Genomic DNA, 19,859 nt, shown 5'->3' with positions numbered 1-19,859 from the left:
CAGGCAGATCGACAGAGCCGCATTCCTTTCGTCACACAACGGCCGCGATGCATCACGAACCGTTATCGTTCGGACCTAGCCATAGTCCTCCTGGCAAGACAAGAATTCCCGGCAGTCCATGACGGTGCTGTGACCACAAATTATGTCCGCTTCCGGGCATTTCTCCGGCTTTATGCGGAGGCACCACCCGTTCCCATATAGCGTTGGAAGGCTTCGGGGCCATCCTTGCCGAAAAATGTGGCCGTTTTTCCCTCGGCAACCACCCTTCCATGCTCCAGAAACAGCAGATTTCCGCCAATTCGCCTTGCATCCTCCGGTTGGTGTGTCACAAAAACCACAGTCATGCCACGTTCGGCATGCACGGCCATGACGAGATCGACCATATCCTCTCGCAGGCCCGGTCCGAGCGAGGCAAAGGGCTCGTCGAGCAGCAGCACCGGCCGGTCACGCACCAGCACGCGAGCCAGGGCCACGCGCTGGCGCTCGCCGCCGGAAAGCTCGCGCGGCAGGCGCTTTTCCTTGCCGGCAAGGCCGGTGCGGGCAAGCGCGTCGGAAATTTCGACGCGGTCGGCGTCGGTCAGCCTCAGGGCGGGCGAGCGGCCGAGCCCGACATTCTGCTCGACGGTCAGGTGCGCGAACAGGTTGTTTTCCTGGAACACCATCGACACCGGACGCGCCGAGGGCGGCATATCGGTGACATCCGCGCCGCCGATGAGAACGCGCCCGGAATCGGGCCTTTCAAAGCCGGCGATGAGGTTGAGCAAGGTGGATTTACCCGACCCGCTCGCGCCCATGACACTGATGATACCGCCCGCCTTCATCGTCACGTCGAACAGCATGTGCATGTCTTCATAGGTGAAGGCGACATCATCGAGCACGATGTCTGCTGCGCCCTTGGGCTGCGGGATCATCTGGCGGTTTCCTTTCCAAGCCGGTCGGCCAACGCCATCAGCGCAAGACAGAGAATGCCGAGAAACAGGGCGATGCCGGCGGCGTCGGCGGTACGATAGCTGCCCATGCGCGCCAGCAGCAGATAGGGCAGCGTCTGCACCGAATCGCTGCCGAACAGCGCAATGACGCCAAGATCGCCGAGCGACAACGCCATGGCAAAGGCAAAGCCGGTGGAAAGCGGGCGCCGCAGCACCGGCCATTCTATCAGCCGCAGGCGGTTCCAGCCGGCAACGCCCAGCTGCGCGCAAAGCCGCTCGTGCCGCTCGCTTGCCGCATCATAGGCCGGGCGCACGGCGCGCAGCGCGAACGGCATCGCCATCACCGCATTGACCGTCACCACCATGACCGGCGCCAGTGCGAAGACGTCCCCCGCATGGCGCAGAAGCACGAACCAGCCCGCGCCGATGACGATGGGCGGCACCACCAGCACGAAGCCGGCGCCGGTGTCGGTCATCCGCTCCAGCAGGGCTCTCGGGCCATTCGCGCCGCGCTTCAGCGCCAGCGCCCGACGCGCCATCGTGAGCGCTGCCGTCAGCGCCACGCACAGCAGCGCCGACAGGCAGGCGAGGATCAGGCTGGTTGCAGCCGCGCGCCGCACGGCCGCCTCGCCGGCAAGCCGCGCCAGATCGGCCTCCAGCCCGGAGAAAATGGTCGCCAGCATCGGCCCGGCGACGAAGGCCAGGGCCAGCGCGATCAACAGCGCGTCGAGCGCCGTCCCGCCTCGGCTTATCGGAATATGGCGGCGCGGCACCACCGAGAGATTGGCATCGCCCGTCACATTGGCGCCAAGCCGCATCAAGGCGGCGACGACCGCCATTGTGAGTACGATTTGCAGCAGCGTCAGCGCCACCGCGCGCGCCGGATCGAAGTCGAAGCGCAGGGACTGGTAGATCGCCACTTCCAGCGTGGTGGCGCGCGGGCCGCCGCCCAGCGTCAGCACGATGGTGAAGGAGGTGATGCACAGCATGAATACCAGCCCTGCCACACCCGGCAGACTGGCGCGCAAGGCAGGCCACTCGATCAGCCGGAAGCCGGCGCGCGCGCCCATGCCGAGCTGGCTTGCCAACCGCCACTGGTCGGCCGGCACCGTGTTCAGCGCTTCGAGAAACAGGCGCGTGGCCAGCGGCAGGTTGAAGAACACGTGCGCCACCAGAATGCCCGACAGGCCATAGATGCCCGGCCAGCCTTCGCCCGAGATTTGTGACAGCAGGCCGGCGAAATAGCCGGCCCGGCCGTAGAGCGCAAGCACGCCGAGCGCCACCACGATGGCCGGCAATGCCAAGGGCACCGCAAACAGGCGCAGTATCAGCCCGCGTCCCCGAAAGCTCGGATGCCGCGACAGCGCGCGGGCGACGAACAGCGCCGGGATGACGGACAGCGACGTCGACAGCAACGCCTGCCACAGCGTGAAACGCGCCACACGGAAGAGATAGCCGTCGAAGGCGGCGATCGCGCCTGAAAGATCGTTGATGCCTTCCAGGATGAGGCCTACAAAAGCGCCGCCGATGAGGACGGCGATGGCTACCAGCGCGATGACGCCGGCGGCAATGCGGGAATCGCCGACCCTACCCTCCCGCTTGTGAGGAGGGTAAAAAAGCCCGTGCCGCGAAGCGGTGTGAGCGAACCGGGGTGGGGGTTCGATAGAAGTGCTCATTTCATCATAATCCACCCCGCGCTTCGCGATCGCCCCCCCAAAAGGGAGGGTAAGACGCTCACTTGCTCATCACGCCAAGCCACTCGTCCACCCAGGCCTTGCGGTTGGCGGCGACGTCCTCGGCACTGATCTGCAGCGTCCTGGCCGGCTTCACCAGCTTGTCGAAAGCGGGATCGAGCGGCTTGTCGGTCTTGCCGGCCGGGAACATCCAGTTGGTTTCGGGGATTGCGTCCTGGAAGCCGGGACCGGTCATGAAGTCCATGAACTTTTTCGCCAGCGGATTTTGCGCGCCGGCGGCGGTGATGCCGGCGACCTCGACCTGCAGGTAGTGGCCTTCCTCGAACGGCGCGGCCTGATATTTGTCGGTCTTTTCCGCGATCATGTGATAGGCGGGCGAGGTGGTATAGGACAGCACCATCGGCGCCTCGCCCTTGGTGAACAGGCCATAGGCTTCGCTCCAGCCCGGCGTCACCGTCAGCACGCGGTCCTTCAGCCTGGCCCAGGCTTCGGGGGCCTTGTCGCCATAGACCGCCTTGACCCAGAGCAGCAGGCCCAGCCCCGGCGTGGAAGTGCGCGGGTCCTGAATGGCAATCTTTTCGCTGGCATCGCCATCGACCAGATCCTTCAGGCTTTTGGGCGGATTCTTCAGCGTCTCGGTGTTGTAGATGACGGCGAAATAGCCGTAGTCGTAAGGCACGAACATGTCGTCGCTCCAACCGCCCGGCACCTTCACAGCGGCAAGATCGACGCCAGAGGGAGCGAACAGGCCCGTGGCCCTGGCTTCGGCGGTGAGGTTGGTGTCGAGACCGAGCACGATGTCGGCCTTGGTCGACTTGCCTTCGAGCTTGACGCGGTTGAGCAGCGCCACGCCATCGGCAACCGAGATGAAATCGACCTCGCAGCCGCATTCGGCCTCAAAAGCCTTTTTCACCTGCGGGCCGGGCCCCCATTCGGCCGTGAAGCTCTCATAGGTGTAGACGGTGAGCTTGTCGGCGGCGAATGCCGGCAGGGCGGCGGCAATGGCCAGTGACGAAACGAGCGAGAAAAACAAAGTGCGCATCGGCGCTTCCTCCATACATGTTGCAAGGGAATTTGAAGCGCCGGCCATCCGGAAGCATCTAATCCCTCCGCCGGTACAAACCGGATCAGGTTCAGCGGGTTAGCCGGGTATCCCCTTGGCCTCTCAGCCGGTTCGCGAAAACGCGTCCGGCACCCCGTTAGAGCGTTATGAGACATAGGGCGAAGTGCATGCGCACGCAAGCGGCATTGTTGCCGGTACAACGCCGCCCGCACTTCCGTTCCGGGGCCTGCGCATGATAGGAGGCGAGCCACCATGAGCCGATTTCTCATCCTGCTTGGCGGCGATCTCGCCCGCACCGCGCGTCTCGACGCGCAGATCGTGGACGCGCGCGTGATCGCGGCCGATTCCGGCATCCGCCACGCCGCAACGCTGGGCGTGACGCCGGAGCTTTGGGTGGGCGATTTCGATTCCACGCCACAGGAGCTTTGCGAACGTTATGCCGACGTCGAAAGGCGCAGCTTCTCCTCCGACAAGGACATGACCGACGGCGAACTGGCGGTAGCCGCGGCGCTGGAACTGGGGGCGACATCGCTGGTGCTGGCGGGCGCCTTCGGCGGCCCGCGCGCCGACCATGCCTTCCTGCATCTGGCGCTTGCGCTGCGGCTGGCCGAAGCCCGCACGCCGACCCTGCTGACCGGCGGCACGCAGGAAGGCAGCCCCGTGCTGCCGGGCACCACCACCTTCGATTATCCGGATGGCACGCTGTTTTCGATACTGGCTTTCTCGGAGCTATCCGGCCTCACCGAAGAGGGTGCCAAATGGCCGCTCGACCGCGTCGAGGTGCCATTCGGCTCATCGCTTACGCTGTCCAACGAAGTGCGCGGCACATTGCGCATTTCGCTGAAGCGCGGCCGCGCGATCCTCGTGGCGCATCCGGGTTGAACGGCAAGAGCTCTCCGGCGTCATGAGACATTTCATCATCTCCCCCTCACCGGCCCTTGGGACCACCTCGCGGTTGTTTGCGCTGCAAACCCGTGAGGGGGGTGCTTCGATATCTGTGAAGGAAACCACCTGATGGCGCCACCGCTTCTCAATCTCGACGGCATCAAGCTGACCTTCGGCGGCACGCCGCTGCTCGATGGAGCCTCGCTGGCGGCTGCGGCCGGCGACCGCATCGCACTGGTCGGCCGCAACGGGTCGGGCAAGTCGACGCTGCTGAAAATCGCCGCCGGCATGGTCGACGCGCAGGACGGCGAGGTGTTCCGTCAGCCCACGGCCACCATCCGCTATCTGCCGCAGGCACCGGACATGGACGGCTTTGCGACTGCGCGCGCCTATGTCGAGGCGGGGCTTGGGCCGGCCGACGATCCCTATCGCGCTACCTACCTGCTCGAACATCTCGGCCTCACCGGCGACGAGCGCCCCGACGACCTCTCCGGCGGCGAGGCGCGCCGCGCCGCACTCGCGCGCGTCATGGCCCCGGAGCCCGACATATTGCTGCTCGATGAGCCGACCAACCATCTCGACCTGAAAACCATCGAATGGCTGGAGGACGAGCTTGTACGCTCTTCCTCGGCGCTGATCGTGATTTCGCACGACCGCCGTTTTCTCGAACGCGTGTCGAAGGCCACGGTCTGGCTCGATCGCGGCCAGACGCGCCGGCTGGAAAAGGGCTTTGCCCATTTCGAGGAATGGCGCGATGCAGTGCTGGAAGAAGAGGAGCGCGAGCAGCACAAGCTCGGCCGCCAGATCGTGCGCGAGGAGCACTGGCTGCGCTATGGCGTGACCGCGCGGCGCAAGCGCAACATGCGCCGGCTGGGCGAGTTGCAGGACATGCGCCAGCGTTTTCGCAATCATCGTGGTGCCGAGGGTACGGCCATGATGGTGGCCAGCGACGCGACCGAATCCGGCAAGCTGGTGATCGAGGCAAAAAACATCTCGAAAAGTTTTGACGACCTGACGGTCGTGAAGGATTTTTCCACGCGCATCCAGCGCGGCGACCGCATCGGTCTTGTCGGCCCCAATGGAGCCGGCAAGACGACGCTGCTGAAAATGCTGACCGGCGAACTGGCGCCCGACGCGGGCAGCATCCGCCTCGGCACCAATCTGGAGGTCGCCACGCTCGACCAGAAGCGCGAGGCGGTCGATCCGCAGGAGACGCTGGCGAACTACCTGACCGACGGGCGCGGTGAAAGCCTCGTCATCAATGGCGAGCAGCGCCACGTCGTCTCCTACATGAAGGACTTTCTGTTCAAGCCCGAGCAGGCGCGCACGCCGGTGCGCGAGCTTTCCGGCGGGGAGCGGGCGCGGCTGCTGCTTGCGCGCGTGCTGGCGCGGCCGGCGAACCTGCTGGTGCTCGACGAGCCGACCAACGACCTCGACATGGAAACGCTGGAACTCTTGCAGGAGCTGGTGGCGGGTTTTGCCGGCACGGTCATCCTCGTCAGCCACGACCGCGACTTCCTTGACCGCACCGTGACCAGCGTGATCGCGCCGGAGGGCGACGGGCGCTGGCTGGAATATGCCGGCGGCTATTCCGACATGCTGGCCCAGCGTGGCGGCACGCGGCTGAACGACCGCCGCGATGCGCGCAAGCAGCAGACCGAGACGCCGCGCGCGGAAGCCGCCGGATCAGCGCCCAAGGCGGCGGCAAAAAAGCTCTCGTTCAAGCAGAAATTCGCGCTCGAAAACCTGCCCTCGAAGATGGCGGCGGTTTCGGCTTCCATCGCCGAGCTGGAAAACCACATCGCCGACCCGGCTTTCTACGAGCGCGACCCGAAAGGGTTTCAGAAGACCATTGCGGCGCTCGACAAGGAGCGTGCTTCGCTCGCCACCATGGAAGACGAGTGGCTGGAGCTGGAGATGCTGCGCGAGGAACTGGAATCCGGCGCGAACTGAGCGCGCCGGACCTGCCTCACCCGCTCCCGGGACGCTTCCGGGAAACCGGCATGGGGAGACATGCCGCCCCTCTCCAAGTCATGGCTTTTCAGGCATGACCCTGTCCGAAAAGTCTGCACCTTTCGGGATCATGCTTCAGCAGAAATACTGTCCGCCATTGGCGGTGATGGTCGAGCCGGTGATGAAGCCGGCGTCGTCCGAAGCCAGGAACAGCACACAGCGCGCGATCTCCTCCGGCGTGCCGAGACGACCGGCCGGGATCTGCGCGACGATGGCCTCGCGCATCTTTTCCGGCACCGCCATCACCATGTCGGTGGCGATATAGCCGGGGCAGATGACATTGACCGTGATACCGGCGCGCGCGCCCTCCTGCGCCAGCGCCTTGGTGAAGCCGATGTCGCCGGCCTTGGAGGCGGAATAGTTCACCTGCCCCGCCTGCCCCTTCTGGCCATTGATGGACGAGATGGTGATGACGCGGCCGAACTTGCGGTCGCGCATGCCGCTCCACAGCGGATGCGTCATGTTGAAGACGCCGTGCAGATTGGTGTTGATGACCTCGTCCCACTGCTCGCGCGTCATCTTGTGGAACATGGAATCGCGGGTGATACCGGCATTGTTGACGAGGATGTCGACCGGCCCCAGCTCGGCCTCGACCTTTGCGATGCCCGCCGCGCAGGCGTCGTAGTCGGCCACGGACCATTTGTAGACCGCGATGCCGTTTTCCTCGCGGAACTTCGCCGCCGCTTCATCGTTGCCGGCATAGTTGGCGGCCACCTTGTAGCCGGCAGTCTTCAAGGCGATCGAAATCGCCGCGCCGATGCCACGCGTGCCGCCGGTGACGATTGCTGTTCTGGCCATGGCCTGTTCCCCTTTGCGCTGCAGTGACTTGCCTGACATGTCCCGGCGACGATTTTCCGCTCACCGGTTCTTCTTCATCGGCCGCTCGACCGGCATTCCATTCTCCCATTCCCGGAGCGGCGTCCCTGAAACGAAAACGGGCGGCTTAAAGCCGCCCGTCCCGATCTCGTTATTGCGCCTCGACGCACATGGCCACACCCATGCCGCCGCCGATGCACAGGGTGGCGAGCCCCTTGCCTCCGCCGCGCCTGCGCAGCTCGTAGAGCAGCGTGTTGAGGATGCGCGCGCCCGAGGCACCGATCGGGTGGCCGATGGCGATGGCTCCGCCATTGACGTTGACGATGTCCGGGTTCCAACCCATGTCCTTGTTGACCGCGCAGGCCTGCGCGGCAAAGGCCTCATTGGCCTCGACCAGATCGAGATCGCCGACGCTCCAGCCCGCCTTTTCCAGCGCCTTGCGCGAGGCGGGAATGGGGCCGCTTCCCATGATGGCCGGATCGACGCCGGCGGTGGCCCAGGAAACGATGCGCGCCAGCGGGGCGAGGCCGCGGCGGGCGGCTTCCGCCTCCGTCATCAGCACCAGTGCGGCCGCGCCGTCATTGATGCCCGAGGCATTGCCGGCCGTCACCGTGCCTTCCTTGTCGAAGGCAGGCTTCAGCTTCTGCATCGCATCCATCGTGGCGCCGTGGCGGATATATTCGTCCTGGTCGACCACCGTGTCGCCCTTGCGGCCCTTGACCGTGACCGGCACGATCTCGTCCCTGAACCTGCCGGCCTTCTGCGCGGCCTCGGCCTTGTTCTGCGAGGCGAGCGCGAAAGCGTCCTGATCCTCGCGGGTGAGCTGCCACTGGCGCGCGACGTTCTCGGCGGTGTTGCCCATGTGGTAGCCGTTGAAGGCATCCCACAGGCCGTCCTTGATCATGGTGTCGATCATCTTGAAGTCGCCCATCTTCACGCCGGCGCGCAGATGCTGGCAGTGCGGCGACAGCGACATGGATTCCTGCCCGCCGGCGACGATGATCTTCGCATCGCCCGTGGCGATCTGCTGCATGCCGAGCGCCACCGCGCGCAGACCCGAGCCGCAGACCTGGTTGAGGCTCCAGGCGGTGGTTTCCTTGGGCAGGCCGGCGGCTATCGAAGCCTGGCGGGCCGGGTTCTGGCCCTGCCCGGCCTGCAGCACCTGGCCGAGAATGACCTCGTCCACTTCCGCCGCCTCGACGCCGGCGCGCGCGAGCGCCTCGCGAATGACGACGGCACCGAGTTCGTGGGCGGAAACGGTCGCAAAGGAGCCGTTGAAGGAGCCAACCGGCGTGCGCGCGGCGCTGGCGATTACGATTGCGTTGGACGCGGACATTTTCGTCTCCAGAATGGTTCGCGGCAGACGCGCCGCACAGTTCTCTCCACTGACTTTTCTTGCCCGTTCGCGGGGGCGAGTCAAATCGGAAATGGTTGAAGGCGGGCGAATTACGCCATTGCGAAGAGCGCGGGCGCCGCGGAAAAGCCCGCATTCGCGGCGGTTTGCGGCCAAATGATCCCGCACTGCACAAAGCGCTTGGAATTGCAGCGGCTTTGCGCATATCCTGACCTGAAATGCAATCGTTGCCGGACTGCCCGCCAAAGCGCGCACACCGGCCGCCGGGGAGGATGTTGATGCCCGCCAAGGACGATCCGGTGGTGATCAAGAAATACGCCAACCGCCGCCTCTACAATACGGGGACCAGCACCTATGTGACCCTCGAGGATCTCGCCGAGATGGTGAAGCGCGGCGAGGAATTCAGCGTGCAGGACGCCAAGTCCGGCGAGGACATCACCCATGCGGTGCTGACGCAGATCATCTTCGAGCTGGAGAACAAGGACGGCCAGAACATGCTGCCGATCCCGTTCCTGCGCCAGCTCATCGCCTTCTACGGCGACCAGATGCAGATGATCGTGCCGAGCTTCCTCGAACAGTCGATGGTTGCCTTCGCCAAGGAGCAGGAGCGCTTTCGCGAGCAGATGACATCGGCCTTCGGCAAGGCGCCGATGGACATGATGAAAATGACGCCGATGAAGGCGCTGGAAGAACAGACGCGCCGCAACATGGAGATGTTCCAGAACGCGATGCGCATGTTCACCGCCTTCCCGCAGGGCGGCAACCCCGCGCCGCAGGGCGAGGCCGAGAAGAAGGGCGAAACCAAGGCCGACGACCTTCAGGAACTGAAGGAACAGATCGCCGCCATGCAGCGCAAGATCGATTCTATGGGGTGAGGAGTGGTGCGCGCCAGCGCACAAAAAGCCAACGATTTGGTTTTTTGACGACGAACGTCCGGAGCCATAGCGGAGGGCAGCGCCCAGTCCCCCAGCGAAATTATCCCTCTCCGTCTCGCTTCCGAGCCACCTCCCCCCATTTCATGGGGCGAGGGAGAGGGGTCCGCACCAGCAGATCAGGGCAAGCTACGAACTCACCCGCGCCCGTCGAAGGGAGAGAAAATGCAGTCCCTACCCCGCGATCGTGCGGCCGTCCGCGTCGAAGCGATAGGTCTTTTCCGGGTGCGGCGTGGCGTAGAGCGTGGCGCCCGGCTCTGCGTCGTAGACGCCGAAGATGCGCGCCGTCAGCAGCCCTGCCTGCTCGGTATCGAGATAGAGATTGGTGTCGGCACCGAGATGTTCGGCATGCACCACCGTACCCTTCCAGGCGCCCGACTTGGCATCCACAGTCAGATGCTCCGGCCGCACGCCGATGGTTTTTGCCTTCGTCTCGCCGAACCGTGCGGCGTCGATGAAATTCATCTTGGGTGAGCCGATGAAGCCTGCAACGAATTCATTAGCCGGTGAATTGTAGAGATCCATCGGCCTGCCGACCTGCTCGATGCGGCCGGCATTCAGCACCACGATCTTGTCGGCCAGCGTCATCGCCTCGACCTGGTCGTGCGTGACATAGATCATCGTGGCCGACAGGCGCCGGTGCAACTGGGCGATCTCCAGCCGCGTGTTGACGCGCAGCGCCGCATCGAGGTTGGACAGCGGTTCATCGAACAGGAAAAGCTTCGGCTCGCGTACCACGGCGCGGCCGATGGCCACGCGCTGGCGCTGTCCGCCCGACAGTTCCGCCGGCCGGCGTTCCAGATAGGGATCGAGCGACAGCATGGTGGAGGCGGCCGTCACGCGCCGCGCGATCTCGTCCGACGGCGTCTTCGCCTGCTTGAGGCCGAGGCTCATATTGTTGCGCACGGTCAGATGCGGATAGAGCGCATAGGTCTGGAACACCATGGCGATGCCGCGCTCGGCCGGCGGCACGGCGTCCACCTTGCGGCCGTCGATCAGCACATTGCCCGAGGTCGCGTCCTCAAGCCCAGCAATGACGCGCAGCAGCGTGGACTTGCCGCAGCCCGAAGGGCCGACGAAAACGACGAACTCGCCGTCCTCGACCTCAAGGTCGATACCCTTAAGCACATCGACGCTGCCGAAGGATTTTTTGACGTTTTCGATTTTCAGCGAGCCCATGCGCTGCCTCCATTATCGCGAGGATGGGCGTGACCGAAGTATCGTCCCGCTTCTTCATACCCCCCTCTGTCCTGCCGGACATCTCCCCCACAAGGGGGGAGATTGGCTATCACTTCGGCTTTCGCCAACCTCCAGCGTTGCAAGCGAAGGGGCATGAATGCGGCCGAGTGATCTCTTTCCTTGTGGGGGAGATGTCCGGCAGGATACAGGGGGGCAACGTGAAGCGCTTGCATTTCCGATACTTGCCCAATCACAGCCGCACCGCCTTGCCGGTGCGCACGCTTTCATCCGCGGCGAGGCAGACGGCCAACGACTTGACCGCATCGCTCATGTGACGGGTGAGGTCGATGTCCTCGCGGATCGCCTTCAGGAGATAGGCCTGTTCAAGCTCGCACAGCTCCTGGTGGCCCGGCTCGCCGGTCATGGACAGGTTTTCGTCCGGCGCGGCAAAGCGGCCATCCGGACCGGTCGCGGCGCGGTGCAGGCGGATCATGTTGGTCTTGGTATGAGCATCGACGTCATCCGATTTCGCCTTTTCGTCCATGACGATGGAGACGCAACCATTGGGCGAGATCACGTCCTTCACGAAGAAGGCGGTTTCCGACATCATCGGCCCCCAGCCGGCCTCGTACCAACCCACCGAGCCGTCCTCGAACAGCACCTGCAGGTGGCCGTAATTGTACATGTCGGGCGCGATCTCGTCCGACAGGCGCAGGCCCATGCCGCGCACCTCGACCGGCCTGGCGTCGGTGATCTGGCACATCACGTCGAGATAATGCACACCGCAATCGACGATCGGCGAGGTCGTCTTCATGAGTTGCTTGTGCGTCTCCCAGGTGTGGCCGCTCGACTGCTGGTTCAGGTTCATGCGGAACACATATGGCCCGCCAAGCCGCCTCGCTTCCTCGATCAGCCGCACCCAGGACGGATGGTGGCGCAGGATATAGCCGATGACCAGCTTGCGGCCGTTGGCTTTGGCGGCGGCCACGACGCGCTCGGCATCGGCAACGGTGGTCGCCAGCGGCTTTTCCACGAAGACATGGCAACCGGCCTCGAGGGCGGCCACCGCATAGTCGGCATGGCTGTCGGAATAAGTGTTGATCGAGGCGACGTGCGGCTGCAACTCGGCCAGCGCCTCCATGAAGGACGGCCGGATCTCGTAGCCGGACAGTTCCTGCGGCAGTTCCACCTGAGAGCGGTTGACCAGCGAAACGATCTCGAAGCCCGGATTGCGGTGATAGGCCAGAGCGTGGCTGCGGCCCATATTGCCGAGCCCGGCAGCAAGCACGCGCAGGGGTTTTTGGGAATTCACACTCACTTGACGGCTCCGGAAGTGATGCCGCGGATCAATTGCCGCGAGAAGAACAGATAGAGGATGAGCACCGGCAGGATCGCCAGCGACAGGGCCGCCAGCACGGCGTTCCAGTTGGTGACATATTGCCCGATGAAGAGCTGCGCGCCGAGCGTGATGGTCTTGGTCGGCTCGGAAGGCGCGAGGATCAGCGGAAACCACAGGTCGTTCCAGATCGGGATCATGGTGAACACCGCAACCGTGGCCATGGCCGGCCGCACCAGAGGCAGCACGAGGCGGAAGAAGATGCGGTATTCGGAAAGCCCGTCGATGCGCCCCGCGTTCTTCAGGTCGTCGGACACCTGCTTCATGAATTCCGACAGGATGAAGACGCAAAGCGGCAGGCCCTGTGCCGTATAGACGAGGATCAGCGCGGTCAGCGTGTTGACCAGCCCGCTCGCCACCATGAGCTGCAGGATCGCGACCGTGCCCAGCCGGATCGGGATCATGATGCCGAGCGCCAGATAGAGCCCCATCAGCGTATTGCCCCTGAAGCGGTACTCGGCGAGGGCAAACGCCGCCATCGCGCCGAACAGCAGCACGAAAAACAGCGAGGCGACGGTGACGACAAAACTGTTCTGGAAATAGAGCAGGAAATCGCCCTGCGCGAGCACGGTCCGGTAGCCGATCAGGTCGAAGGTTTCAGCCGTCGGCGGCGACAGCGGCGTGCGGAAGATCGCGTTTCGCGATTTGAACGAGTTGACGATGATGACCAGCACCGGAAACAGCGCAATGGCCGTGTAGAGAAGCAGGATCGCGTGGGCCGCGATGGTGCGCGGAAGGGAGGTTGTCGCCTTGCTGCTCATCGCGGGCCTCAGAACTGATACCGACGCAGGCGCGTCTGGATGGCGAAAAGATAGAGGCACACGCCGGCGAGGATGATGAAGAACATCATCGAGGCGATGGTCGAGCCCATATAGGGATCGCCCGTCTGCAACTGGAAACCGAAGAAGGTTCGGTAGAGGAAGGTGCCGAGAATGTCGGTCGAATAGTTCGGCCCGGCAAGCGCGCCTTGCGCCGAATAGATCAGGTCGAAGGCGTTGAAATTACCCACGAAGGTCAGCACCGAGATGATGCCGATGGAGGGCAGGATCAGCGGCAGCTTGATCTTCCAGAATTGCGACATGCCGGTGATGCCGTCGCATTCGGCCGCCTCGATAACCTCGTCGGGGATCGACAGCAGCGCGGCGTAGATCAGCATCATCGGGATGCCGACGAACTGCCACACCGAAATCAGGCCGAGCGTGGTGAGCGCATATTGCTCCTTGCCGAGCCACGGCGTGAACAGGCTTTTCAGGCCCACGAGATCGAGCAGGTTGGGCGCGACACCCCACAGCGGCGACAGGATCAGCTTCCAGGTGAAGCCGACGATGACGAAGGACAGGATGGTCGGGATGAAGATCGCGGTGCGGTAGAAGGCCGAAAAGCGCAATTTCGGGCTGGAAAGCAGCGCGGCAAGGCCGATGCCGATCGGGTTCTGCACCAGCATGTGGATGATGAAGAACCAGAAATTGTTGCCGAGCGCGTTCCAGAAGCTGGCCGACCAGCGCGGATCGAGGAACAGCCGCCGGAAATTGTCGAGCCCGGCAAAGACGCGCGACTGGCCATCGGCGGTGAACAGCGACAGCTGCAGCGTGCCGAACAGCGGCAGGATCATGATCGCGGTGTAGACCAGCATCGCCGGCGCCAGGAATACGGCTATGTGCCAGCGTCGCCGTCTGCGTTGCGTGCCTTCCATGCGCTGACCCATCCCTTATGAACGGCGCCGGGCCGCCGGAGCGGCCCGTGCCTTGTTGCTTCAGCGAGTTTACTTTGCCGGCTTGTACCAGCTCTCAAGACCCTTCTGGAGTTCGGCCGCAGCCGCTTCCGGGGTCTCGGTGCCGTTGATCACGTTGGCCGACTTGACCCAGGTTTCGTTCTCCAGGTTCGGCGTGCCGCGCGACAGGATCTGGTAGGTCGAGCGGATGGTCGACTTGCACTTGTCGCGCCAGGAGACGAATTCCTGCGCCAGCGGGTCTTCCATCTTCACCGGCGCCGAGTTCAGGCTGAAGAAGCCCGGCAGCGCGTTGGCGTAGATGGTCGCGAATTCCGGCGAGGCGACCCAGGTCAGGAAGGTCTTGGCGGCTTCGGCGTTCTTGCTCTTGGCATTGAGACCGATGCCGATGTCGTTGTGGTCGGAGATATAGCAGGTGTCGCCGGCCGCCTTCACCGGCGGCGGGAAGGCGCCCATCTTGAACTGGGCCTGGGTATTGAACACCGAGATTTCCCACGAACCGGCCGGGTAGATGGCCGCACGGCCGAGCGTGAACAGGTTCTGGCTGTCCGGATAGCTCTGCGCCTCGAAGCCGTCGCCGAGATAGTCCTTCCACTTGGCGAGCGTGGCGAAGGGCTCGACCCACTGCGGATCGGTCAGCTTCTGCTCGCCCTTGATGAGGGCGTTGCGGCCTTCCTCGCCATGCCAGTAGTTGGGGCCGATATTCTGGTAGCCCATGGTGGCGGCTTCCCACAGGTCCTTGGTACCCATTGCCATGGGGATGTAGGTGCCGTCTTCCTTGATCTTGTCGAGCATGGCGAAGAACTCGTCCTCGGTCGCCGGCGGCGTGATGCCGAGCTGCTCGAACGCGTCCTTGTTGTAGATGAAGCCGTGGATGACCGAGGCCATCGGCACGCAGAAGGTGGCCTTGCCGTCGTCGGTGGTCCAGGCCGACTTGGCGACATCGGAGAAGTTCTCCATGCCGGCCAGGCTGGTCAGGTCGGCGAGCTGACCCTTGTTGTAGAGCTCGAGCGAGGCGTCGAACGGACGGCAGGTGATGAGGTCGCCGGCCGAGCCCGCATCCAGCTTGGCGTTGAGGGCGGCGTTGTACTCGGTCGGCGCCGAGGGCGCGAACACGACCTTGATGCCGGGGTTCTTGGCCTCGAAGGCCGGGATCAGCTTTTCCTGCCAGATGGCGAGGTCGTCGTTGCGCCAGCTTTCGATGGTCAGCGTGGCGTCTTCGGCGAAGGCCATGCCGGCCGAGCCGAGAATGCTGGACGCCATCAGAAGCGCAGTCAGTGCCTGGGTTTTCATGTCGGTTCTCCCTGTTGACCCGTTCAGGCTCGATTTTTTCGATGAGAGATCAGGCTGCGGCCTGCCGCTCCCTTCGGCTCACCCAAAGACACCGACCCGAAGCCACGGGCCATGCTTTCGGGCGACCCGGCTCCCGCCCTGCCGGCCGGACGCCGTCGATACCAGTGAAGGGACGAAATATGGCCGCGAGCGATTGCCCATCCGGCAAAGCGGTACGCCGACAATGCTGCAGCCATCCAAAATCCTCCCCTTCAGAGACAATACCAAAAAAATACCACTTGTCCACCCGCGTTAACGGATTTGTCAGAAACCGCCCAAGCACAAGGGAAATAACGGAAAACACCCGGCTTTCGGGAAGAGAATGGGTGCTCGAAAATTAACCCTTGGCTACTGGTATTTTATTGGTATCATGACCACCGAGGAGATTTCGCGGTGGATCTGGTACTGGGAATTGATGGCGGCGGCACAAGCTGCAGGGCCGCATTGGCAACCGCGTCCGGCCAGGTGCTGGGGCGCGGCAAGAGCGGTCCGGCCAACATCATGACCGATCTTGAAGGCGCGCGCCACAACATCGTGGAAGCCGCGCGCCTGGCCTTCGTCGATGCCGGCCGCGACGCCGCGCTCATTCCCGAAACGGGCGCCGTGCTGGGCCTGGCCGGCACCAATGTCGGCGGCTACAAGCAGCAGCTTCTGGAAATCCTGCCCTTCGGCCGCAGCCTGGTGGAAAGCGATGCGCTGATCGCGCTCAACGGCGCGCTGGGCGACCATGACGGGGCCATCGCCATCATCGGCACCGGCTCGATCTTCATGTCGCGCAAGGGCACGGCCATGCAGACCATCGGCGGCTGGGGCTTCATGCTGGGCGACCTCGGCGGCGGCGCACGCATCGGCCGCGATCTCCTGCAGGAAACGCTGCTGGCGCATGACGACATCCACCCCTCCTCGCCGCTCACACAAGCGGTGATGGAACGCTTCGGCGGCGACGCGCGCGAGATCGTCAAGTTCGGCGCCTCGTCCAAACCCGCCAATTTCGGCGCCTTCGCCCCCCTCGTCTTCGAACATGCCGTGCTGGGCGACGCGGCGGCCAAGGCGGTGCTGGCGCGCGCCGTCAACGACATCGAGGAAGCGCTGGATGCGCTGAAGCTCTCGTCCGACCAGCGGCTTTGCCTGCTGGGCGGGCTTTCCGGGCTGGTCGCCCCGCATCTTTCGGCCCGCTACCGGGCGCTGCTTCACGCGCCCGAACAGGACGCGCTGGGCGGCGCGGTGGCGATGGCGGCCAGGCTGTTCGGCACGGCGGGAGCATCGGCCCATGTCTGACACGGCCGAGCGCATGTTCCTGCTCGACAGGGCGTCCGGCGGCGGCGGTGCGCCGCTCTACCTGCAGCTCAAGAAGAACATCGAAGACGCCGTGCGCCATGGCGTGATCGGCCCCGGCGATGCCCTGCCTTCCGAACGCGACATCGCGCTCAAGGCCGACGTCTCGCGCGTGACGGTGCGCAAGGCGGTGCAGGATCTGGTGAAAAGCGGCCTTCTGGTGCAGCGCCACGGCTCCGGCACATTCGTTGCGCCGCGCCGCGAACGCGTCGAGCAGTCGCTGTCGCGGCTGACCTCCTTCACCGACGACATGGCCCGGCGCGGCATGACGGCAAGCTCCGTCTGGCTGGACAAGGGCATCTACCCGCCCTCGCCCGACGAGATGATGGTGCTCGGCCTGTCGGCCAAGGAGATGGTGGCGCGCGTCAGCCGCCTGCGCATCGCCAACGACATACCCATGGCCATCGAACGTGCCTCGCTTTCGGTCGCGGCTCTGCCCGATCCCGGCTCGGTCGTCAGCTCGCTCTATGCCACGCTCGAAGAAACGGGCAATCGCCCCATCCGCGCCGTTCAGCGTATTTCGGCGGTCAATCTCGCCGGGGCCGACGCCCGGCTTCTCGAAGTGCCGGATGGCTCGGCCTGCCTGCACATCGAACGCATTTCCTATCTTGCCAGCGGCAAGGTGATAGAATTCACCCGCTCCATCTATCGCGGCGACGCCTACGACTTCGTCGCCGAGTTGAGGCTTTCGGGCCAGGACAGGGATTCCGCGGAGGCTTGAAGTGACTGACAAAACCCATATGCGTCGCGAGATCGAGGAAATTCCCGATGCCGTGGCGCGCCTGCTCGACCGCTCGCGCAAGGTGCTGACGGAGGCCGGCCGCGACATCGCCAGGCGCGATCCGCGCTTCGTCGTCACCGTTGCGCGCGGCTCTTCCGACCATGCCGCGACCTTCCTGAAATATGCCGTAGAGCTGACCGCCGGGCTGGCGGTCGCCTCGGTCGGGCCATCGGTAGCCTCCATCTACCACGCGCCGCTGAAGCTCAACGGCTCGGCCTGCGTGGCGATCTCGCAATCGGGCAAGAGCCCGGACATCGTCGCCATGGCGGAAGCCGCGCGCAAGGCCGGCTCGCTCACCATCGCACTCACCAACACGCCGGATTCGCCTCTGGCCAGGACCTGCGAACATTCGATCGACATCCTCGCAGGCGTCGAAAAAAGCGTCGCCGCCACCAAGACTTTCGTCAACTCGGCCGTGACCGCAATCGCGCTGATGGCGCATTGCACCAATGACGAAGCGCTGCTCGCCGCGCTGGCCGACCTGCCGCAACATCTGCGCAAGGCAGTGGATTGCGACTGGATGGAGCTTGCCGGCGCGCTGGAGAACGCCAATTCCCTGTTCATCCTCGGGCGCGGGCCTTCCTTCGCCATCGCCAGCGAAGCGGCCCTGAAGTTCAAGGAAACCTGCGCCATGCATGCGGAATCCTACAGCGCGGCGGAAGTGATCCATGGTCCGATGGCGCTGGTTCGCCCCGGTTTCCCGGTGCTGGCGCTGGCCGCGCGCGATGCTTCGGAAGATTCCGTCGTCGGCGTCGGCGACCAGCTTGCCGACAAGGGTGCGTCGGTCTTCATGACCTCCGACAAGGCCGGCAAGGCGGTGCGCCTGCCCTTTGCTGCGACCGGCCATCCGCTGACCGATCCGCTGGCGCTGATCGTGTCCTTCTATGGTTTTGTCGAGGCATTCGCACGGCATCGCGGCCTCAACCCCGACCAGCCGCCTTTCCTCAACAAGGTGACGGAAACGATATGACCGGGAATTTCGCCATCGTCGGCGCACGCATCTTCGACGGTCAGGCCTGGCACAACCGCTCCGCGCTCGTCCTCCGCGACGGCACGGTCGAGCGCATCGAGGCGGGTCATGACCTGCCCGCCGGGCTGGACGTGGTCGCACTCGACGGCGGCATGATCGCTCCGGGCTTCGTTGACCTGCAGGTCAATGGCGGCGGCGGCGTGATGCTCAACGACGCGCCGTCCGTGGAGGCGATCCGCACCATTTGCGCGGCCCACGCCCCGTTCGGCACCACCGCGCTGTTGCCGACGCTCATCACCGACACGCCGGAACTGACGGCGCAGACGGTGACCGCGGGCGCCGAGGCCGCGCGGGAAAAGGTGCCGGGCTTCCTCGGCCTGCATCTCGAAGGCCCGCACCTCTCGCTTGCCCGCAAGGGCGCGCATGATCCGGCGCTGATCCGGCCGATGACCTCCGACGACGAGGCGGCCCTGATCGCCGCGCGTGAAAAGATGCCGGTGCTCTTGACCACCATCGCCCCGGAATCGGTCGAGCTCGCGCAAGTCACCCGTCTCAGCCAGGCCGAGGTGGTGGTCAGCCTCGGCCATACCGACACCAGCTACGCGACCGCGCGCGCTTTTGCCGGGGCCGGCGCTACCATGGCCACGCATCTCTTCAACGCCATGAGCCAGATCGGCAATCGCGAGCCGGGTGTTGCCGGCGCCGCGATCGACAGCGAAACACTCTATGCCGGGTTGATCGCCGACGGCATTCATGTGCATCCCGCCACGATGGAGATCGCGCTGAAATCCAAGAAGGGCGCGGGAAAGATCTTCCTCGTCACCGATGCCATGGCGCCCATCGGCACAAACATGAAGTCGTTCACGCTGAACGGCCGCCTGATCAAGCGCGAGAATGGCAGCCTGAGACTGGAGGACGGCACGCTGGCCGGCGCCGATCTCGACATGATTTCGGCCGTGCGTTTCGTTTACGAGCGGCTTGGACTGGAACTGGACGAGGCGCTGCGCATGGCCTCGCTCTACCCGGCCGAGGCGGTCGGCCAGGACGGCAGGCTCGGCCGTCTGATGACCGGCTCGGCGGCGAACATCGTCCACCTCTCCGACGACCTTTCGGTACGCGGTGTGTGGATCGAGGGCGACAAGGTGTTTTCGAACTAGAGCATCTTGCAGCCAAGCGGAATCGCTTGGCGTCGCACAAATGCGGCTAAAACAATGAGATGCAGCGGCGCAAGGGCATCCGTCAGGATGACCGCCGCTCCGGTATCTGACGGCGAGGGATGCCCTCGCCGCAAAATATCAGAGCGCCCCGTCGCCGGCCGCGCGTATCGCGGCGATGTTCCTGGCATAGGCGTCCGGCGTGCCGCCCTTGAACACGGCCGAGCCCGCCACCAGCACATTGGCGCCGGCGGCCGTGACCAGCGGCGCGGTTTCGGGCGTGACGCCGCCGTCGAT

General features: G+C 64.6%; 17 protein-coding genes, 1 pseudogene and 1 riboswitch. Of the genes and pseudogenes, 7 read left to right on the top strand and 11 right to left on the bottom strand.

All coding sequences use genetic code 11. The features are described 5' to 3' along the window. Positions 1-170: 170 nt before the first annotated feature. The 3 genes from thiQ to thiB are packed head-to-tail and all read right to left on the bottom strand — an operon-like array spanning position 171 to position 3,665. Entirely contained in the window at positions 171-911 is a 741-nt protein-coding gene (thiQ, locus tag C7441_RS21360; protein ID WP_109614591.1) for a thiamine ABC transporter ATP-binding protein, read from the bottom strand. Next, a complete protein-coding gene (gene thiP, locus C7441_RS21355; protein WP_244916219.1) occupies positions 908-2,605 on the bottom strand; it encodes a thiamine/thiamine pyrophosphate ABC transporter permease in 1,698 nt (565 codons plus the stop codon). The genes thiQ and thiP overlap by 4 nt, the downstream gene beginning before the upstream one ends. 58 nt (positions 2,606-2,663) lie before the next feature. Next, positions 2,664-3,665 (bottom strand): thiamine ABC transporter substrate binding subunit, encoded by a 1,002-nt coding sequence (gene thiB, locus C7441_RS21350; protein ID WP_109614642.1) that lies wholly within the window; start codon positions 3,663-3,665, stop codon positions 2,664-2,666. Positions 3,666-3,710: 45 nt separating this feature from the next. Next, positions 3,711-3,832: riboswitch (TPP riboswitch) on the bottom strand. 106 nt (positions 3,833-3,938) lie between these two features. On the opposite strand from thiB, the gene C7441_RS21345 reads away from it, so the two are divergent. Both C7441_RS21345 and C7441_RS21340 read left to right on the top strand, forming a co-directional pair. Next, on the top strand, positions 3,939-4,568 hold the full coding sequence (locus tag C7441_RS21345) for a thiamine diphosphokinase (protein WP_109614590.1): 630 nt from the start codon (positions 3,939-3,941) through the stop codon (positions 4,566-4,568). Between the two features lie 132 nt (positions 4,569-4,700). After that, a complete protein-coding gene (locus C7441_RS21340) occupies positions 4,701-6,524 on the top strand; it encodes an ABC-F family ATP-binding cassette domain-containing protein (protein ID WP_109614589.1) in 1,824 nt (607 codons plus the stop codon). A gap of 135 nt (positions 6,525-6,659) precedes the next feature. Here the strand turns inward: C7441_RS21340 and phbB are convergent, their stop codons facing one another. Beyond that, entirely contained in the window at positions 6,660-7,382 is a 723-nt protein-coding gene (phbB, locus tag C7441_RS21335) for a beta-ketoacyl-ACP reductase (protein ID WP_109614641.1), read from the bottom strand. Positions 7,383-7,551: 169 nt separating this feature from the next. After that, complete coding sequence (locus C7441_RS21330) at positions 7,552-8,736, bottom strand: acetyl-CoA C-acetyltransferase (RefSeq protein WP_109614588.1); 1,185 nt, start codon at positions 8,734-8,736, stop codon at positions 7,552-7,554. Positions 8,737-9,032: 296 nt separating this feature from the next. Here C7441_RS21330 and phaR point away from each other — a divergent pair, with 296 nt between their 5' ends. Continuing rightward, entirely contained in the window at positions 9,033-9,629 is a 597-nt protein-coding gene (gene phaR / locus C7441_RS21325) for a polyhydroxyalkanoate synthesis repressor PhaR (protein ID WP_109614640.1), read from the top strand. A gap of 231 nt (positions 9,630-9,860) precedes the next feature. On the opposite strand, the gene C7441_RS21320 is transcribed toward phaR, so the two are convergent. The 5 genes from C7441_RS21320 to C7441_RS21295 all read right to left on the bottom strand — a co-directional run bounded on the left by C7441_RS21320 (position 9,861) and on the right by C7441_RS21295 (position 15,283). Then, positions 9,861-10,865, bottom strand: coding sequence for an ABC transporter ATP-binding protein (locus C7441_RS21320; protein WP_109614587.1), 1,005 nt, complete (start codon positions 10,863-10,865; stop codon positions 9,861-9,863). Positions 10,866-11,115: 250 nt separating this feature from the next. Then, the gene (locus C7441_RS21310) at positions 11,116-12,177 is read right to left on the bottom strand and encodes a Gfo/Idh/MocA family protein (protein ID WP_109614586.1); all 1,062 of its coding nucleotides are present in this window, start codon (positions 12,175-12,177) and stop codon (positions 11,116-11,118) included. Positions 12,178-12,179: 2 nt separating this feature from the next. Next, positions 12,180-13,022: a carbohydrate ABC transporter permease gene (locus C7441_RS21305; RefSeq protein WP_019172051.1), complete on the bottom strand. Its 843-nt coding sequence runs from the start codon at positions 13,020-13,022 to the stop codon at positions 12,180-12,182. Between the two features lie 8 nt (positions 13,023-13,030). Continuing rightward, entirely contained in the window at positions 13,031-13,954 is a 924-nt protein-coding gene (locus C7441_RS21300) for a carbohydrate ABC transporter permease (RefSeq protein ID WP_109614639.1), read from the bottom strand. 69 nt (positions 13,955-14,023) lie between these two features. Beyond that, positions 14,024-15,283, bottom strand: coding sequence for an ABC transporter substrate-binding protein (locus tag C7441_RS21295; RefSeq protein WP_019172053.1), 1,260 nt, complete (start codon positions 15,281-15,283; stop codon positions 14,024-14,026). A gap of 432 nt (positions 15,284-15,715) precedes the next feature. On the opposite strand from C7441_RS21295, the gene C7441_RS21290 reads away from it, so the two are divergent. Genes C7441_RS21290 through nagA form a run of 4 tightly spaced genes read left to right on the top strand, consistent with a single transcriptional unit; the run spans position 15,716 to position 19,565 of the window. Further along, positions 15,716-16,600 carry a glucosamine kinase nucleotide-binding domain-containing protein gene (locus C7441_RS21290; protein ID WP_109614585.1) on the top strand — a complete coding sequence of 295 codons (885 nt, stop codon included), beginning with the start codon at positions 15,716-15,718 and terminating at the stop codon, positions 16,598-16,600. Next, positions 16,593-17,378 (top strand): GntR family transcriptional regulator, encoded by a 786-nt coding sequence (locus C7441_RS21285; RefSeq protein WP_109614584.1) that lies wholly within the window; start codon positions 16,593-16,595, stop codon positions 17,376-17,378. The genes C7441_RS21290 and C7441_RS21285 overlap by 8 nt, the downstream gene beginning before the upstream one ends. 19 nt (positions 17,379-17,397) lie before the next feature. Beyond that, on the top strand, positions 17,398-18,408 hold the full coding sequence (locus C7441_RS21280; protein WP_109614583.1) for an SIS domain-containing protein: 1,011 nt from the start codon (positions 17,398-17,400) through the stop codon (positions 18,406-18,408). Next, positions 18,405-19,565: an N-acetylglucosamine-6-phosphate deacetylase gene (gene nagA / locus C7441_RS21275; protein WP_109614582.1), complete on the top strand. Its 1,161-nt coding sequence runs from the start codon at positions 18,405-18,407 to the stop codon at positions 19,563-19,565. The genes C7441_RS21280 and nagA overlap by 4 nt, the downstream gene beginning before the upstream one ends. Positions 19,566-19,703: 138 nt before the next feature. Here the strand turns inward: nagA and C7441_RS21270 are convergent. Further along, positions 19,704-19,859 (bottom strand): annotated as a pseudogene (locus tag C7441_RS21270) (ribulose-phosphate 3-epimerase); the annotation flags it as partial.

Source organism: Pseudaminobacter salicylatoxidans (assembly GCF_003148475.1).
Classification (GTDB): Bacteria; Pseudomonadota; Alphaproteobacteria; order Rhizobiales; family Rhizobiaceae; genus Pseudaminobacter; species Pseudaminobacter salicylatoxidans.
This window is presented reverse-complemented; position numbering and strand designations above follow the sequence as displayed.